The 16,147-nt window shown below is 41.4% G+C and carries 17 protein-coding genes; 11 read left to right on the top strand and 6 right to left on the bottom strand.

What is annotated here, in order from left to right; all coding sequences use genetic code 11:
* The first annotated feature begins 186 nt into the window (after positions 1-186).
* The 4 genes from HL290_RS12575 to HL290_RS12560 all read left to right on the top strand — a co-directional run bounded on the left by HL290_RS12575 (position 187) and on the right by HL290_RS12560 (position 2,583).
* Entirely contained in the window at positions 187-789 is a 603-nt protein-coding gene (locus HL290_RS12575) for a TetR/AcrR family transcriptional regulator (protein WP_198496638.1), read from the top strand.
* 3 nt (positions 790-792) lie between these two features.
* Entirely contained in the window at positions 793-1,770 is a 978-nt protein-coding gene (locus tag HL290_RS12570; protein WP_045433674.1) for a zinc-binding dehydrogenase, read from the top strand.
* A gap of 65 nt (positions 1,771-1,835) precedes the next feature.
* The gene (locus tag HL290_RS12565; RefSeq protein ID WP_198496637.1) at positions 1,836-2,189 is read left to right on the top strand and encodes a DUF1304 domain-containing protein; all 354 of its coding nucleotides are present in this window, start codon (positions 1,836-1,838) and stop codon (positions 2,187-2,189) included.
* A gap of 52 nt (positions 2,190-2,241) precedes the next feature.
* A complete protein-coding gene (locus HL290_RS12560) occupies positions 2,242-2,583 on the top strand; it encodes a GlpM family protein (protein WP_198496636.1) in 342 nt (113 codons plus the stop codon).
* Between the two features lie 42 nt (positions 2,584-2,625).
* Here HL290_RS12560 and HL290_RS12555 read toward each other — a convergent pair whose 3' ends face one another.
* The 3 genes from HL290_RS12555 to tenA all read right to left on the bottom strand — a co-directional run bounded on the left by HL290_RS12555 (position 2,626) and on the right by tenA (position 4,647).
* Positions 2,626-3,432, bottom strand: a complete 807-nt coding sequence (locus HL290_RS12555; RefSeq protein WP_198496635.1) for an SDR family NAD(P)-dependent oxidoreductase — start codon at positions 3,430-3,432, stop codon at positions 2,626-2,628.
* A 102-nt stretch (positions 3,433-3,534) separates the two neighbouring features.
* Positions 3,535-3,906 (bottom strand): MerR family transcriptional regulator, encoded by a 372-nt coding sequence (locus HL290_RS12550; protein ID WP_003654012.1) that lies wholly within the window; start codon positions 3,904-3,906, stop codon positions 3,535-3,537.
* A 66-nt stretch (positions 3,907-3,972) separates the two neighbouring features.
* Positions 3,973-4,647, bottom strand: coding sequence for a thiaminase II (tenA, locus tag HL290_RS12545; protein ID WP_133747352.1), 675 nt, complete (start codon positions 4,645-4,647; stop codon positions 3,973-3,975).
* Positions 4,648-4,909: 262 nt separating this feature from the next.
* Between tenA and HL290_RS12540 the strand changes: the two genes are divergently transcribed.
* The 3 genes from HL290_RS12540 (at position 4,910) to ssb (ending at position 8,149) form a co-directional block, all read left to right on the top strand.
* Positions 4,910-5,992, top strand: coding sequence for a DUF475 domain-containing protein (locus HL290_RS12540; RefSeq protein ID WP_045433654.1), 1,083 nt, complete (start codon positions 4,910-4,912; stop codon positions 5,990-5,992).
* Between the two features lie 147 nt (positions 5,993-6,139).
* On the top strand, positions 6,140-7,504 hold the full coding sequence (locus HL290_RS12535) for an MFS transporter (protein WP_016139903.1): 1,365 nt from the start codon (positions 6,140-6,142) through the stop codon (positions 7,502-7,504).
* 51 nt (positions 7,505-7,555) lie between these two features.
* Complete coding sequence (gene ssb / locus HL290_RS12530) at positions 7,556-8,149, top strand: single-stranded DNA-binding protein (protein ID WP_004639902.1); 594 nt, start codon at positions 7,556-7,558, stop codon at positions 8,147-8,149.
* Positions 8,150-8,189: 40 nt separating this feature from the next.
* Here ssb and HL290_RS12525 read toward each other — a convergent pair whose 3' ends face one another.
* Entirely contained in the window at positions 8,190-8,513 is a 324-nt protein-coding gene (locus HL290_RS12525) for an AzlD domain-containing protein (protein WP_198496634.1), read from the bottom strand.
* Entirely contained in the window at positions 8,510-9,205 is a 696-nt protein-coding gene (locus tag HL290_RS12520; RefSeq protein WP_198496633.1) for an AzlC family ABC transporter permease, read from the bottom strand. Before HL290_RS12520 ends, HL290_RS12525 begins: the two co-directional genes overlap by 4 nt.
* 68 nt (positions 9,206-9,273) lie before the next feature.
* Here HL290_RS12520 and HL290_RS12515 point away from each other — a divergent pair, with 68 nt between their 5' ends.
* Positions 9,274-9,822 carry a helix-turn-helix domain-containing protein gene (locus HL290_RS12515; RefSeq protein ID WP_198496632.1) on the top strand — a complete coding sequence of 183 codons (549 nt, stop codon included), beginning with the start codon at positions 9,274-9,276 and terminating at the stop codon, positions 9,820-9,822.
* 326 nt (positions 9,823-10,148) lie between these two features.
* The gene (locus HL290_RS12510) at positions 10,149-11,591 is read left to right on the top strand and encodes an amino acid permease (protein ID WP_003653993.1); all 1,443 of its coding nucleotides are present in this window, start codon (positions 10,149-10,151) and stop codon (positions 11,589-11,591) included.
* A gap of 66 nt (positions 11,592-11,657) precedes the next feature.
* Here the strand turns inward: HL290_RS12510 and HL290_RS12505 are convergent, their stop codons facing one another.
* Positions 11,658-13,157 carry a PLP-dependent aminotransferase family protein gene (locus HL290_RS12505; RefSeq protein ID WP_005038096.1) on the bottom strand — a complete coding sequence of 500 codons (1,500 nt, stop codon included), beginning with the start codon at positions 13,155-13,157 and terminating at the stop codon, positions 11,658-11,660.
* A 155-nt stretch (positions 13,158-13,312) separates the two neighbouring features.
* Between HL290_RS12505 and gabT the strand changes: the two genes are divergently transcribed.
* Together gabT and HL290_RS12495 are read left to right on the top strand one after the other, a co-directional pair.
* A complete protein-coding gene (gene gabT / locus HL290_RS12500; protein WP_017391017.1) occupies positions 13,313-14,605 on the top strand; it encodes a 4-aminobutyrate--2-oxoglutarate transaminase in 1,293 nt (430 codons plus the stop codon).
* A complete protein-coding gene (locus tag HL290_RS12495) occupies positions 14,602-16,050 on the top strand; it encodes an NAD-dependent succinate-semialdehyde dehydrogenase (RefSeq protein ID WP_198496631.1) in 1,449 nt (482 codons plus the stop codon). Before gabT ends, HL290_RS12495 begins: the two co-directional genes overlap by 4 nt.
* Positions 16,051-16,147 lie beyond the last annotated feature (97 nt).

Genomic DNA, 16,147 nt, shown 5'->3' with positions numbered 1-16,147 from the left:
GTTCAAGTGGTACAAAATGATTTAAAGCGACAAATTGTGACGGTTAAACGACAATCGACAAAATTTGTTTAATTAAGCAGGTTGTATTTTTAACATTCCTCTCTTTTGATTTCTACTCTTACCAAATTTTAATGAGCAACATAATTTTACTAGACGACTGGTCTAATAGTGGAGTATTGTGTATGCATGAAACGACTAAATAAAAGTGAAACCACGCGACAACACATTTTGGATACCAGTTTTGAGCTGGTATTACACAAAGGATTTGTCGGCGTTGGTTTACAAGAAATCTTAAAGGCTTGTGACGTACCTAAAGGTTCGTTCTATCACTACTTTGCTTCGAAAGAGGCGTTTGGCTGTGCGTTGCTAGAGCAATACATGGCTGACTATAAAGTTCGTATGGAACAACTTTGGCAGCACAGTGAACAAAGTGCCCACGCCCGTTTAATGGCGTTATGGCAGGCATGGATTGATGACCCAGTAAATGGTAGCTGGGCTGAAAATTGCCTGATTGTGAAGTTGGCGGCAGAGGTTTCCGATTTGTCGGAAGATATGCGCCAAATTCTTAATGATGGCGTGTACAAATTAACGCAGCGTTTGGCTTTGCTACTCAAAGAAGGGCAACAAGAAGGGTCAATTCCAAAACACATTGACCCTTTAAAAACTGCACAAGTCATGTATCAGTTATGGTTAGGTGCCGCTTTACTCACAAAATTGTCGCAAGACAAAGCGCATCTACATCTAGCTTTAGAAACGACCCAACAACTCTTAAAACCGATAGAGGAATAAAGCATGCGAAGTATTATCCATGGTAATTTTGGCGAACCTGTAGACGTTTTAGAGCAGGCGGATATGCCAAAGCCAGAACCAAAAGCAGGCGAAGTTCGTATTAAAACAATCATGTCTCCAATCCATAATCATGATGTATGGACGGTACGTGGAAGTTATGGCTACAAGCCTACTTTACCCGCTATTGGTGGTAGTGAAGCTGTTGGTATTGTAGATGCGCTGGGTGAAGGCGTTACTCATGTACAGGTAGGGCAGCGTATTGCAGTTGCAGCTGTGCATGGTAGTTGGGCTGAATACTTTATTGCACCAGCTCAAGGGCTTATTCCACTCAATAATGAAATTGATGACGAAACAGCAGCACAGCTGATTGGTATGCCAATTAGTGCCCTCATGTTGTTGGACTTTGTAAATGTTCAACCGGGTCAATGGCTCATTCAAAACACGGCAAATGGCGCAGTAGGTAAAACGGTTGCCATGATTGCGCAGGCACGTGGTTTACCTGTAATTAATTTAGTTCGTCGTACTGATGCAATTGCAGAGATGCAAGCATTAGGCATTCAACATGTTGTAGCAACCGATCAGCCGAACTGGAAAGAGCAAGTTAAACAGATTCACGGTGACCAACCTTTAATTGCTGGTGTGGACTCGATTGGCGGAAGCGCAAGTGGTGAAATGCTGAACTTGCTTAGTGAAAATAGCTTATTGGTTTCGTTTGGAAGTATGACAGGTGAAACCATGCAAATTTCATCTGGTGATCTCATCTTTAAACAAGCAACTGTAAAAGGTTTCTGGGCGAGTGTGGTCAACAAAGAAATGCCAGCAGAACGCAAAAAAGAGCTTATTGTTGAGTTATTAACGTTAGCAACTCAGAAAAAATTAACTCTGCCTGTTGAAGGTGTATTTAGTTTTGATGAGATTAAAACAGCTGCCCAAAGAGCAACACAAGGTGCTCGTCAAGGCAAAGTATTGTTAAAGCCGTAAAACATTAAAAGATCAGTCGAGAGACTGATTTTTTTTAATATCTTTAAAATAAAAAGGAAAATTGTATGATCGGACAAGTTTTAGTGGGTTTAATTGCAATATTACATGTCTATATTTTAGTGTTAGAGATGTTTTGGTGGGACAAACCCTATGGCATGAAAGCCTTTGGAAATAATGCAGAAAAAGCAAAACTCACCAAAGTAATGGCGCAAAACCAAGGTCTTTATAATGGCTTTTTGGCAGCGGGGTTATTCTGGGCTTTATTGGCTGATGCACCGTTTGCGACATCAATTGCCAACTTCTTTTTAGGCTGTGTGCTCATTGCGGGTATTTATGGTGGACTGACAGCCAGTAAAAAGATTATTTATATTCAGGCAGTTCCAGCACTGATTGCTTTGGTCGCTGTTAATTTTCTCTGAAAAGCGCACAATACAGCGTTTTGATATGGAAATGACCAGATAGGATAAGCACATGTGGGCGTTATTTTTAAAATGTATGTTGGGGGCTGGGGTTGTTCTCATCATTTCGGTTTTATCGAAAAGTAAGGCATTTTATATTGCAGGTTTAGTCCCGCTTTTTCCTACCTTTGCTTTGATTGCCCATGTGATTGTTTATCAGCAAAAAGGAGCTGAGGCTTTACAGAAAACAGCGCTGTTTGGCCTATGGTCACTTATTCCATATGCCATTTATTTAGTGGCGGTCTATGTACTTGCAACGCGTTTGTCGATGTGGTCATGTCTAGGCTTCGCAACACTGTGTTGGGTAGTTGCCGCGGCAGGTTTAATTTATGGCTGGCAACTATTTCAGCATTAAAAGATTAAGAGATAGCCCTTAATCTTTTAAATTGAACTAGCTTTATGACGGATCGACAACGCGGGTTCTGAGCATCCCTTCAACTAAATTAATCATCTTTTTGCGAGAAAGAATTCGAGGCAGTTGAGACGTTAAATAGTTGCTACAACCTACAACAAGAGTTGGTTTATTCTTATCTAATGCTTTAACCGTTGCAGATACAACATCCTCAACTGTAGAGCTTTTCATACCGCTGGTATCGGCATTAGCGACCTGAGTAAAATTGGTTTCCGTATTGCCTGGACAAACCGCTAGAAATTTAACACCCGAAGATGCATATTCTCCTGCCAGCGCCTCAGTAAATTGTAATACGTAAGATTTACTTGCCCCATAAACAGCAATGTAGGGGAGAGGCTGGAACGCACCTGTCGATGAAATATTAATCATGATGCCTTTTTTGTTAGCAAGCATGTGAGGCAAGAATAAATAACATAAAGACGTTACGCTGCTGATATTCAGCGTGATCATTTCTTGATAGGTAGATACAGATTGATCTAGAAATTTAGTCCATTTTCCAAATCCTGCGTTGTTAATTAAAATTTCTACCGATAATTTTCTAGCCTGCACTTCATCAAATAATATTTGAGCTGAATTCGCTTGAGCTAAATCTAAAACGATAACTTCAACATTTACGTTATATTTTTTTCTAAGTTCATCAGCTAAATCATTCAGCTTTTGTTCGGAGCGTGCGGTCAAAATTAAATGAATCCCTAAAGATGCAAGTTTTTGAGCATAGGCTTTGCCTATTCCTGAAGATGCTCCTGTAATTAATGCTGTTGAACTTTTAAATGTAGAAAGATGAGCGCTCATTTTATTTATCCGTAATAAACGAAGTCATTACGATAAACCTTTACCCTAAGGGCAGAGTCAAGCACTCATTTTGAAAGCTATTTCAAATTTTAATGAGCTGTTTTAAGCCGAAATTTTATTGGTAATATAAGTTTGAATAATCTCATTCTCTAGTTGCTTTAAATCTTCTTGTAAACGCGTTAACGCTGCTTTTTGCTCAATAATTTGTTGATTCTTTTTCTGAATGAGCTGTTGTGCAACTTCTACAGGAAATCGATTATTTTTATATTTTAAAGCAGACAAATCATACAGTTCTGAAAGGCTAAATCCAACAGCTTGCGCGAGGCGAATCATCTTAACTGATTGAACATCAATCGCTTCATAAATACGATAATTTCCCTTTCTTTTTGCCACAGGTAGCAAGCCTAATTTCTCATAATGCCGAATGGCTTTAGGAGTGGCTCCAGTTAAAGATGCTAATTCGCCGATATACATATCTGTCTCGCATTTTAGTGAAAATCGATCAGAGTATTGAACCATCTGACCGATTCTTTTGAAGTTTTAAATATGATCTAAACCTAACCATTGTCTTTGGTGGTAGGCGCTATCCCAAAATAACCACTCAAGTTTTGCACCCATGGTGTATGCAGCATGCATTTTTTCTAAAGTGTCTGCATCACAACGTGCTGCAACTTTATCAACTGTCGCAATTACATTGCGAACGGCAGTATGGAACTCTTCGCCTGCATAGGTATCGACCCATGCTTGGTAAGGGTTATTAGGTATAGATTTGTTCACAATATCTTTACCGACTTCAGCATAGATCCAGAAGCAAGGTAACAGTGCCGCCAGCACAACAGGATAACTTTCAGACCAAGCAGTTGCTGTTAAAAATGAAGTGTAATGATGGCCGGCCAAAGTTAATGGGGTATTTTTAAATTCTTCTTTGGTCACACCAAAATTTTTCATGAAGTCATCATGCAAACTGCGTTCAACCACAATTGCAATTTTTGCTGCATCTGAAAATTGCATAATATCGTCAGCTTCAAAAGCCTTTGCTGCTGCAACGGCTAAAACGCGGCCATAGGCCACTAAATATTGAGCATCTTGAATCACATAATGACAAAACGCTTCTTTATCTAAAGTTCCACTGGCAAGTTCCTGATTAAAAGGCAGGTCTAGAATTTTTTGATATAAATTTAAATTACGTTGCCAGAGTTCTTGAGAAAAAAGCATAAAATCATTCCATTTAAAATAAGACAGCTGAACTGGATTTTAAATCAATTTTAAAATACAAAAATAATAATGATAGATATATCGCAAGAAAATATTTAATACGATTAATAAGTTAATTAAAAATTATAAATTTCTTTATTAAACAGAGAGATAAAGTAAAGGTAATAACGGCACAAAACAACATCGTTTTGTGGTTAATTATCGATATAATAGCCACGGTTTTAAGAAAGATTAAATTTAGTTCTTGGTATAGGTCTGATCCATGAAGCATTTCCGATTTTCGATATTTTTTACGGTGGTGTGTTTAGCGCTATCCGCTTATTGGGGTTTTACCCATGGACCTGAAGCAGGCGTGTCTACCATGCTTAAAGCTTTAACGATTACAGCCATTTTAGCTGTAATGGAGGTTTCTTTATCTTTTGACAATGCTGTTGTCAATGCATCGGTTCTGCGTAATTGGGATCCTTTCTGGAAAATGCTGTTTTTGACGGTTGGTATTTTAATCGCCGTTTTTGGTATGCGTTTAATTTTCCCAGTGGCGATTGTTGCCGTGACTGCGGATATGGGAATGATTGAGGTGGCTAAATTAGCACTCAACGATCCAAAAACTTATTCTGAACGCTTAATGGCCCACCACGCCGAGATTTCAGCTTTTGGTGGAACATTCCTATTATTGGTTTTCTTAAACTTCTTCTTTGATGAGGAAAAAGAAACTCATTGGTTCAGATGGCTTGAAGCTAAACTTTCTAGCCTAGCGAGCGTACCGGCAATGTCTGTTTTTATTGCCCTAATTGCGATGTTAATTATGGCAGCCAATGTTGATGAATCGCAGCGCCTTGTTGTGACTATGGCTGGTATTTGGGGCATTGTGGTTTATATCGGTGTAGAAGTATTAAGCCATATGTTAGGCGGTGAACCTGAAATTGATGAAGATGGCAACGCCATTATGAAAGATGGATCAGGCGCTGCTTCTGGTGTAGTTAAAGCGGGTATCGGTGGTTTCTTATACCTAGAAGTGTTAGATGCCTCTTTTAGTTTTGACGGTGTGATTGGTGCATTTGCAATTACCAGCGATGTTGTCGTGATTATGCTTGGTCTTGCAATTGGTGCTATTTTTGTCCGTTCAATGACAGTTTATCTTGTTGAAAAAGGCACGCTAGATGCTTATGTGTTCTTGGAACACGGTGCACATTATGCAATTGGTGCTTTAGCATTCATTATGATTGCAAGTGGTACAGGCGTACATGTACCAGAAGTGGTAACAGGTTTAATTGGTGTAGCATTTATTGTTTGGGCTGTATTTGCTTCAATTCAATATAGTAAACGCCATTCACATTCGTCTTAAGTTAATTTTCAGTAAAGATGTTTAGAATAAAGAGGCTAAATGCCTCTTTATTTTTTTAAGCTGAAATCGTTAATTTAAATAAGGTGTCCCGTATTTTTAGAAACGAATCGGCTTATAATTTGCCTAGTTTGATAAACGTGTATTGATATGATGAATGCTTTGGAACGTCGCTCAACTTTTGCCTTAAGTAGTATTTTTGCACTACGCATGTTGGGTTTGTTCATGATTATTCCTGTCTTTTCTGTAGTCGGGCAGTCATATCAATATGCGACTCCAGCACTCATTGGTTTGGCTGTGGGCGTCTATGGTTTAAGTCAGGCTATTTTACAAATTCCATTTAGCTTACTTGCTGACCGTTTTAGCCGGAAACCTCTTGTGGTGCTTGGCTTGTTACTCTTTGCTATTGGCGGTGCAATTGCCGGTTTATCTGACACGATTTATGGTGTGATTATTGGCCGTGCCATAGCAGGTGCAGGTGCAGTTTCAGCAGTCGTGATGGCGCTTTTGGCAGATGTTACGCGTGAAGAGCAGCGCACTAAAGCCATGGCTGCAATGGGCATGAGTATTGGTCTGTCTTTTGTGGTGGCATTTAGCCTTGGGCCTTGGCTTACAAGTCTTGTCGGCATTTCTGGTTTATTCTTTGTCACGACCATTATGGGCTTAATCGCGATTTCGATGTTATTGCTTGTACCTAAAGTGACTCGTCATCATCGTAATTATCAGCAAGGCTACATGGCACAGCTTAAGCAAGTCATTCAAATGGGTGACTTAAACCGTTTGCATGTCTCGGTTTTTGCACTGCACTTACTGCTTACCGCCATGTTTATTTATGTGCCTTCACAGCTCATTGAGTTTGCACATATTCCTTTAGCAAGTCATGGTCTGGTATATCTGCCGCTGTTAGTAATTAGTCTGTTCTTTGCATTTCCAAGCATTATCGTGGCTGAAAAATATCGCAAAATGCGAGGAATTTTCTTAACGGCAATTACAGGGATTATTGCAGGTTTACTGTTACTCATATTTGGTTATCAATCAAAATATGTATTACTCGCAGGCCTAGGTATTTTCTTTATTGCATTTAATGTGATGGAAGCATTATTGCCATCGTGGTTATCAAAATGTGCTCCAATCCAGTCAAAAGCAACTGCTATGGGTGTAAATGCCAGTAGTCAGTTTTTAGGTGCTTTTTTTGGCGGCACACTAGGTGGTCAATTATTGATGTTACATAATACTGCGATTGGATGGAGTGTCTTAACAGGGATTGCTATAATATGGTTGCTAATTAGTTTTGGTTTAGCTCAGCCGCGGTATTTGTCATCGATTGTGTTGCCATTGCCGCAAGTGCAACAGGTGAATGAGTGGACCACACAGCTATTGGCAATTCGTGGTATAGAAGAAGTTGTGGTGATGCCTGACCAGCAAGTTGCTTATATTAAAGTCGATAAACAGACTCTTGATGAGGCTGCGCGACGTGATTTAACGCAGTTGTTCGGTAAAGAGGTAGCCATTTAAGCATAACTCTTATAAAGTAAAACATAGAAATGTATAGGATGAAGACAGCTAATGCGTGGTGTAAATAAGGTTATTTTGGTTGGTACTTTGGGTCGTGATCCTGAAACAAAAACTTTTCCAAATGGGGGCTCGCTGACTCAATTTTCAATCGCGACAAGTGAAGCTTGGACCGATAAAACTTCAGGTGAACGTAAAGAACAAACAGAATGGCACCGTATTGTTTTGCATAACCGTTTAGGGGAAATTGCTCAGCAGTTCTTACGTAAAGGTTCTAAGGTTTATATTGAAGGTTCATTACGCACGCGTCAGTGGACTGATCAAAATGGTCAAGAGCGCTATACAACAGAAATTCGTGGCGAACAGATGCAAATGTTAGATGGTCGTCAACAAGGTGAACAAGGGTTCGCTGGCGGCAATGATTTTAACCAACCACGTTTTAACGCACCTCAACAAGGTGGCAATGGTTATCAAAATAATAATAACCAAGGTGGTGGTTATAACCAAAATAGTGGTGGCGGCTATGGCAGCAACCCAGCTGGTTTTGGTAATGGTGGCAACAGCCCGCAAGGTGGTGGTTTTGCTCCAAAAGCACCACAACAGCCTGCGTCTGCACCAGCTGATTTAGACGATGATTTACCGTTCTAAGCAAAATTTTAAAAAAGGCGAGTTTATCTCGCCTTTTTTATTACTCAATTCCAAGCAAACGTAACAGTGCTGTACCAGCGGCTGCCAAGCAAATTACCAATAACAGCGGTACTTTTTTCCAAACTAATAAAAGCGCAAATCCAACACCCAATATACGCGCGAATCCCGCAAAATTTTGGCCTTCAAAAAATGTCGTCGTGACAGCAATCGCACAGAGCAAAACAGTTGCGCCGTTTGACAGTAAAACTTGATATTTTTCAGAAAAAGTAAATTTGGCACCTAAGTGAAAACCAGCAAAACGGATGCTGTAAGTACCGAGTGCAAGTAAGCCTATGCCCAAAATAATCAGTAATTGTTGATTCATTTTTTTCTACCAAATATTAAGCCAAAAAGTGAAATCAGAATTGGAAGTCCTGAGGCCAAAAAAGGTGTGGTAATCAGTGCCAAAGTTGATCCAGCAAATGCAGCTTTTCGAGTAGATTTATTCTTTAAAGCATTAAAAGTAAGTGCAATTAAAATGGCAGGGAAAATGGCATCTAGACCAAATGTTTTTGGGTCTGGAATAGCACTTCCAATAAAATAACCCGCAGTGACACCGAGTGGCCAACTCAGCATAATGCTGATACCACACAACCAATAAGCGGCTTTTTTAGTCTCAAAATCAGGCTGTGCCATGCCAAACAAAACGCTTTCATCGTTCATGATATGGGCCCCGAAATATCGAGAGAATTTACCTCTGATTAATTCATTGACCGCAATACCAAAAGGTAAATGCCGTAAATTGACGAGTAGTCCTGCAATTGCAGCAGCAATCGGGCTACCACCTACTGCTAAAAAACCAATAAAGATAAATTCAGCAGTTCCTGCGAGCACAAATACGGATAGGCAAAGTGGAATCCAGAGTGCTAAGCCATAACTTGCAGCCAGTGAACCTAAAGACATACCAACGACACTGGTCGCTAGACACACAAAGAAAATCGAGCGGGTGGTGTCTTTACTAAGTTTATTAATGAGAGTGTATGTGGTCATAGCATGATATAACGAACGATTTTCCATTATAATGAATAAGTCTGATTGTTTTGTCAAAACGAACGATCGTTTTTTTTATAGAACGGATGTGGTGAATGTCTCAGCCAATTGAAATTATTGCTAAAGGTTTAAATCGTGAACGCCAAAGAGCGGGGCTTTCTTTGGCAGAGGTTGCTCGTCGTGCAGGCGTTGCCAAATCTACACTTTCACAATTAGAGGCAGGTCAAGGTAACCCAAGCATTGAAACCTTATGGGCACTTTGTGTTGCACTAAATATTCCTTTTGCGCGTTTGATGGAAGAGCCAAGCAATCAGGTGCAAGTCATTCGTTGTGGAGATGGCCCAACCGTTAGCTCTGAAATTGCGAATTACAAGGCCATTTTGTTGGCGACTTGTCCACCGCATGCGCGCCGCGATGTGTATTTACTGATTGTTGAACCGGGTGAAGACCGTCTTTCAGAACCTCATCCAGTTGGTTCTGTGGAGCATATTATTATGGTGGAAGGTAAGGCTCTGGTTGGTCTAATTGATGAGGCCGTTGAACTCAGTGTTGGAGACTATATTTGTTACCCTGCCGACCAGAAACATATATTCAGAGCTTTAGAAAAAGGTACGAAAGCTTTATTAATTTCTGAGCAAAACTAAATAATTCCAATCTAATTAAAGTAAAACTTATTCATTTTTAAAATAAAAACTAAAAACCATTTACCTACATGCAATCTAAAAAGAGCCAATTTTGCGTATAAATTTTGCAATTGGCTCTCTCTTTTATTACAAAAATGGCTCTCGTTTCTTCAGGGCCGAAACGACAAATTAAAGCCATTGGAAGTATGCATACGGAAGCGCCGGATAAGCTCAGTGAATTTTCTGTTTTAGGAATTGGGCAAAACGGCTAAATTTTTAGGGGATATAGTTGGCTTCGGAGGATTTCCGAGATTGGCCGATATCCTCCATATATTAAGGAAAATGATATGGCAGCTCATCAAAATGGTTCTGAAGCCAATCACTCCCAAAGTTTAAAACATGGACTTAAATCACGCCACCTAACGATGATCTCAATTGCAGGGGTTATTGGTGGTTCTCTATTCGTGGGCTCAGGTAGCATTATTTACAATACGGGCCCTGTTGTTTTTCTAACCTACGCTTTGGGTGGTCTACTCGTTTGGTTCATCATGCGGATGTTAGGCGAGATGGCCGTTTTAAACCCTGATAGTGGCTCTTTTTCAACTTATGCTGACCGCGCGATTGGTCGTTGGGCAGGCTTTTCAATTGGCTGGTTGTACTGGTGTACTCTCGCAATGCTCATGGGATGGGAAGCCTATGTGGCAGGTAAAATTCTAAACAATTGGTTCCCATTTATACCAATCTGGGCCTATATGGTCGTGGTCATTGTCGCATTGGTCGCAGTCAATTTACAAAACGTGAAAAATTATGGTGAATTCGAGTTCTGGTTTGCCCTTATCAAAGTTATCGCAATTGTTATTTTCCTTGTGATTGGTAGTTTGGCCATCATGCATTTATGGCCGTGGGGCAATCCGGCTGCTTCTGGTATTAGTAATCTAACCTCTCAAGGCTTTATGCCAAATGGTGGTTCATCCGTTATTACCGCCTTACTTGGGGTCATGTTTGCTTATATTGGCGCTGAAATTGTTACTGTAGCGGCAGCAGAATCGGCAAATCCCTCTAAAGAAATTCGTAAAGCTTCTAACTCAGTGGTTTGGCGAATTATTTTATTCTATGTAGGCTCAATGTTCGTTGCGGTATGTTTAATTCCACACAATAACGAACTTTTGAAAGATTCGACTTGGGGAACCTATAGCGTAACGTTAAGTGCACTTGGTATTCCGGGGGCTCGCCATATTGTGAATTTTGTGGTGTTAACGTCGGTATGTAGTTGTTTTAACTCAGCACTTTACACGTGTTCGCGTATGTTGTTCTCATTAGCTAAACGTGGTGATGCACCGAAAAGTTTTGGTTCTGTGAACAGTAAAAGCAGCCCGTGGGTTGGTGTGATTGTGTCATGCTTTTTCTCTGTGATTGCCGTGATTTTAACTGCAACCAAGAGTATGGATGTTTATGACTTTTTCATGCTAACGACGGGTGCGGCAACATTGTATGTGTACCTGACCATTGCTTACTCTCAGCTTCGTATGCGTAAAAAACTAGAAGCTGAAGGGGTGAAAATTGACTTTAAAATGTGGATGTTCCCTTATCTGACTTATGTGGTGATCTTTGCAATTATTGGGGCAATTCTCACCATGCTGATTGAAGGCACATATTTCAAAGAAGTGATTTACACCACAGCATTGTTCGGCATTATTGTGTTCTTCGGAATATTGTCGGAAAAACTGGGTTGGGGTAAAGACCGTAGAACAACTCATCTCACTCATACTCAAGAAGAAAAGTTAGTTTAATATTTTAGAAATCAAAAGAGCCTCTTTATGAGGCTCTTTTTTATTCAGTATGATGAGATTAAAGAATTAATTCAGGGTTGATACACCTGCTTCACGTAAGCACTGGAGTAGCACACCAAAAGCCATCACCATGTCTTTTTCATTGACGCAGGCAAAGCCCATGAGCAAACCACGTTGCGCGTGGGCATGTGATTGCATGTAATACTGTGAAAGTGGGCGAACTTTGACACCACGTTCAAGTGCAGTGGCTGCAATCGCGACATCATCGCAAGAGTTTGGTAGTTTTAAAACCAGATGTAACCCTGCTGCTTCATCGTATTCGTGGATGAATTCAGGCCCTAGATAGCGTTTAATCAGGCTCACCAAGTAATCACGCCGTTTGCCATAGAGCAGACGCATACGCCGAATATGCGCTTCATAATGGCCTTCACGAATAAATTCAGCTAAAGCTTTTTGTTCGAGCAAATGCCCACCACGATACAGTTCAGCTGCCACAATCCGTAAGGGTGAAAAGAGCGGCTTAGGCACGACTAAATAGCCAATTCTTAAAGATGGATAAATGGTTTTACTGAACGTGCCCATGTACAGCACAGGCGCATCATTTTCTAAACCTTGTAAAGATGGATACGGCTGGCCTGAGAAACGGAACTCACTGTCGTAATCATCTTCTACAATCCAGCTATTGTGCTGGCGGGCAATCTCAATCAATTTACGTCGGCGATCTAGGCTTAAATGTGAACCGAGTGGATATTGATGTGAGGGCGTGACAAAAATGAGTTTAGGTGGTTTAACCGGATTTTCTTCGGGGATAATGCCTTCGGCATCGACTGGCATTGGTTGAATATCAACGCCATTAATACGTAAAGTATTACGCATTCCCCAATAGCCTGGATCTTCAATCCAGATCCGGTCACCAATATCACTGAGCGCACGTGAGACTAAATCAATCGCTTGGTGAATACCTTCGGTAATAATAATCTGGTCAGCATCACACTGAACTGAACGGGCAACCCGTAAGTAGTCTGCCAACGCACTTCGAAGTTCAATACATCCGCCCGCGTTGCTATAAATAAGGCGGTTAATGTCTGGCTCACGGCTTAATTTTGCTTGAATACGACTAAAAATATGATGTGGAAACTCGGTAACGTCCGGAGCTCCAGGCACAAATGCACCCCATTGATGTGGAGAGGCTGCTGCATAGCCTAATAAATTTGAACCGCGTTGCGATAACGCATAAGAGTTTTGAACCTTATGAATATTGGTGTTCTTTTTTTCATTTTTTGTATTTAAAAAGCTTTCGGGTAGTTTCTCTGCAACCCATGTGCCATGGCCTGTACGTGCTTCTAAGTAACCTTCAGCCTGTAGTTGTTCGTAGGCCGTAAGAACTGTATTTCTCGAAACATGAATTTCACTGGCCAAATCCCGTGAAGCGGGCAAACGCGTTTTTGGTTGAACCACTCCATCAATAATGGCAGCGCGTAGACAACGAAAAAGTCGCTGATGGAGTTTACCCTCGATGTCCTGTTGGAGCCGTTGTAACAAATGATCTCCAAGTAAACTACGCAATTGGCTCTCTCCTACAGTTAAAAAATGGCTCTCGTCAGTTGCCGCCAGACGAGCGAAATTACATGCATAGGCAGTTGTTGTAAAGCACCCTGAAAATTAAGCACAGGATGTAAAAACCAAAGCTGCAACTGATGATGAAAATATGAGGGAATCAAATGGATAATCAACATTCTGCACTTAACGCACGTAAACAGCAAGCAACTCCACGTGGCGTAGGCGTGATGTGTCAGTGGTATGCGGAAAAAGCTGAAAATGCCACGCTTTGGGACAAGGAAGGCAACCAATTTATCGACTTTGCTGGTGGTATTGCGGTTTTAAATACAGGCCATCGCCACCCTAAAGTGATTGCAGCGGTAACTGAACAACTCACTAAATTTACTCATACTGCCTATCAAGTAACACCTTATGAGAGCTATGTCGCTTTAGCTGAGCGTATTAATGAGCGCGCACCAATTGCAGGACCTGCCAAGTCTGCTTTTTTCACAACAGGTGCAGAAGCAGTTGAAAATGCGGTGAAGATTGCCCGTTGTTACACTGGTCGTCACGGCATTATCACTTTTGGTAACGGTTTCCACGGTCGTTCATTCATGACGATGGCAATGACAGGTAAAACTGCGCCTTACAAACGTGATTTCGGTGTTATGCCAGCTGGTGTGTTCCACGCACGTTACCCTGTGCCTGCAAAAGGTATTTCAGTAGACGCGGCAATTGAAAGCGTTGAAGATATTTTCAGTGAAGATATTGCACCACATGATGTTGCAGCGATTGTGCTTGAGCCAGTACAAGGCGAGGGTGGCTTTCATGTTGTGCCAGCTGAGTTCTTAAAACGTTTACGCGCAATTTGTGATAAGCACGGTATTTTATTGGTAGCAGATGAAGTTCAGTCTGGTTTTGCACGTACTGGTAAATTGTTTGCAATGAACCATTACGAGACTAAAGCTGACTTGATCACGATGGCGAAAAGCTTAGGTGGTGGTTTCCCAATTTCGGGTGTAGTTGGTCGTGCAGAAGTGATGGATGCACCAAACCCAGGTGGATTAGGTGGTACTTATGCAGGTAGTCCGATTGCGGTTGCTGCCGCGCATGCAGTGATTGATGCGATTGAAGAAGAAAACTTATGTGACCGTGCAAATGAGCTAGGTGCTGAGTTGGTTGTTTCGCTTAAAGACATTCAGCAAGCAACAGGCAATGTAGTGACTGATATTCGTGCATTAGGTTCAATGGTTGCAGTAGAACTAGAAACTGCTGAGCAAGCAAAAGTTGTACAAAACTATGCAATGGAAAACGGGTTGTTACTTCTTACTTGTGGTAAATACGGTAATGTAATTCGTTTCTTATATCCATTAACCATTCCTGCTGAGCAATTCCGTCAAGGCCTTGATATCCTGAAACAAGGTTTTGCGACACTCAAAGCAGGTAGTGCAAAAGCAATGGAGCAATCTGCATGATTCAAAACAATTTGCAGTATTTATTAAAACATCCTGATATTTCATTAGAAGCGCCTGCATCAAATGATTATATCGAGGTAAATGATGCTGCTACGGGTGAAACTTTGGCATGGGTGAAAACCTATGACCGTGCAGGGGTTGAAGCCGCAATTAACCGTTCAGCAAAAGCGCAAGCTGCTTGGAAAAAGCAAACTGCCTTGGCTCGCGCTGATGTGTTATTGGCATGGTATAACCTCATGCTTGAGCACAAAGAAAATCTGGCTCAAGTTTTAACAGCCGAACAAGGCAAGCCATTGGCTGAAGCACGCGGTGAAATTGGTTATGCAGCATCATTCATCCGCTGGTTTGCCGAGCAAGCTCGTCGTGTGGATGGTGAAGTGTTAACACCAACCTTGCCAAACCAACGTCTTTTAGTGATTAAACAAGCGATTGGTGTCACTGCTGCGATTACACCGTGGAATTTCCCAGCTGCCATGATTACGCGTAAAGCAGGACCGGCTATTGCTGCGGGTTGTTCAATGTTGGTTAAGCCAGCAGAGCAAACGCCGTTAACAGCTTATGCGCTTGAAGTTTTGGCATTACAAGCAGGCTTACCAGCTGATGTTTTAATTAACATTAGCGGTGATGCGGTTGAAGTGGGCAAAACCTTATGTGAAAGCGATATCGTTCGTAAGTTAAGCTTCACAGGTTCAACACAAGTTGGTCGTATCTTGATGCAACAATGTGCGCCAACCATTAAAAAGCTTTCACTCGAGCTAGGTGGTAATGCCCCAGTCGTAGTATTTGACGATGCCAATCTTGAACAAGCAGTTCAGGGCATTATGGCAAGCAAATATCGCAACAGCGGTCAAACCTGTGTTTGCGCGAACCGTATCTATGTTCAAGACGGTATTTACGATGCATTGGCAGAGCGTTTGGTTGAAGCGGTGTCTAAGCTTAAAGTTGGTGATGGACGCCAAGAAGGTTCAACTCAAGGGCCTTTAATTGATGAAGATGCGATTGCAAAAGTTCAGTCTCATATTGCAGATGCAACTGAGAAAGGCGCAACAATTCGTATTGGTGGTCAACGCTCGGCACTTGGTGGCACATTCTTTGAACCAACAGTTTTGACTGGCGTAACGCAAGACATGAAAGTGTCAAAAGAAGAAACCTTTGGTCCGCTTGCACCGCTATTCCGCTTTAAAACTGAAGATGAAGCAGTGGCAATGGCGAACGATACCGAGTTCGGTTTAGCGGCTTATTTGTTTACTCAAAGCACCGCTCGTCAATGGCGCGTTGGTGAAGCACTTGAGTACGGTATGGTCGGCATTAACACGGGCGCGATTTCAAATGAAGTTGCTCCGTTTGGTGGCGTAAAACAGTCTGGTCTAGGCCGTGAAGGTTCAAAATTCGGCATTGAAGAATATGTTGAAATGAAATACCTCTGCGTAGACTTATCTGAGTAAGGAACAAAGCGAGTTAGTTTTGTTCTGAACGAAAACATGCAGTTATGCTGTATGTGATGTTTCACAAAAAACCGGTCATGCCCATTCATGACCGGTT

This window comes from Acinetobacter sp. AC1-2, from assembly GCF_016124155.1.
In the GTDB taxonomy this organism is placed as follows: domain Bacteria; phylum Pseudomonadota; class Gammaproteobacteria; order Pseudomonadales; family Moraxellaceae; genus Acinetobacter; species Acinetobacter calcoaceticus.
Note: the sequence above shows the minus strand (reverse complement) of the source record. Positions and strands in the feature narration are given on the sequence as shown.

Coding starts and splice junctions, on each gene's coding strand:
- HL290_RS12555 (WP_198496635.1), bottom strand. CDS start 3,432: ATGAGCGCTCATCTTTCTACATTTAAAAGTTCAACAGCATTAATTACA.
- HL290_RS12515 (WP_198496632.1), top strand. CDS start 9,274: ATGTCTCAGCCAATTGAAATTATTGCTAAAGGTTTAAATCGTGAACGC.
- HL290_RS12565 (WP_198496637.1), top strand. CDS start 1,836: ATGATCGGACAAGTTTTAGTGGGTTTAATTGCAATATTACATGTCTAT.
- HL290_RS12495 (WP_198496631.1), top strand. CDS start 14,602: ATGATTCAAAACAATTTGCAGTATTTATTAAAACATCCTGATATTTCA.
- HL290_RS12560 (WP_198496636.1), top strand. CDS start 2,242: ATGTGGGCGTTATTTTTAAAATGTATGTTGGGGGCTGGGGTTGTTCTC.
- HL290_RS12570 (WP_045433674.1), top strand. CDS start 793: ATGCGAAGTATTATCCATGGTAATTTTGGCGAACCTGTAGACGTTTTA.
- ssb (WP_004639902.1), top strand. CDS start 7,556: ATGCGTGGTGTAAATAAGGTTATTTTGGTTGGTACTTTGGGTCGTGAT.
- HL290_RS12550 (WP_003654012.1), bottom strand. CDS start 3,906: ATGTATATCGGCGAATTAGCATCTTTAACTGGAGCCACTCCTAAAGCC.
- HL290_RS12575 (WP_198496638.1), top strand. CDS start 187: ATGAAACGACTAAATAAAAGTGAAACCACGCGACAACACATTTTGGAT.
- HL290_RS12525 (WP_198496634.1), bottom strand. CDS start 8,513: ATGAATCAACAATTACTGATTATTTTGGGCATAGGCTTACTTGCACTC.
- HL290_RS12540 (WP_045433654.1), top strand. CDS start 4,910: ATGAAGCATTTCCGATTTTCGATATTTTTTACGGTGGTGTGTTTAGCG.
- HL290_RS12520 (WP_198496633.1), bottom strand. CDS start 9,205: ATGGAAAATCGTTCGTTATATCATGCTATGACCACATACACTCTCATT.
- HL290_RS12510 (WP_003653993.1), top strand. CDS start 10,149: ATGGCAGCTCATCAAAATGGTTCTGAAGCCAATCACTCCCAAAGTTTA.
- HL290_RS12535 (WP_016139903.1), top strand. CDS start 6,140: ATGATGAATGCTTTGGAACGTCGCTCAACTTTTGCCTTAAGTAGTATT.
- gabT (WP_017391017.1), top strand. CDS start 13,313: ATGGATAATCAACATTCTGCACTTAACGCACGTAAACAGCAAGCAACT.
- tenA (WP_133747352.1), bottom strand. CDS start 4,647: ATGCTTTTTTCTCAAGAACTCTGGCAACGTAATTTAAATTTATATCAA.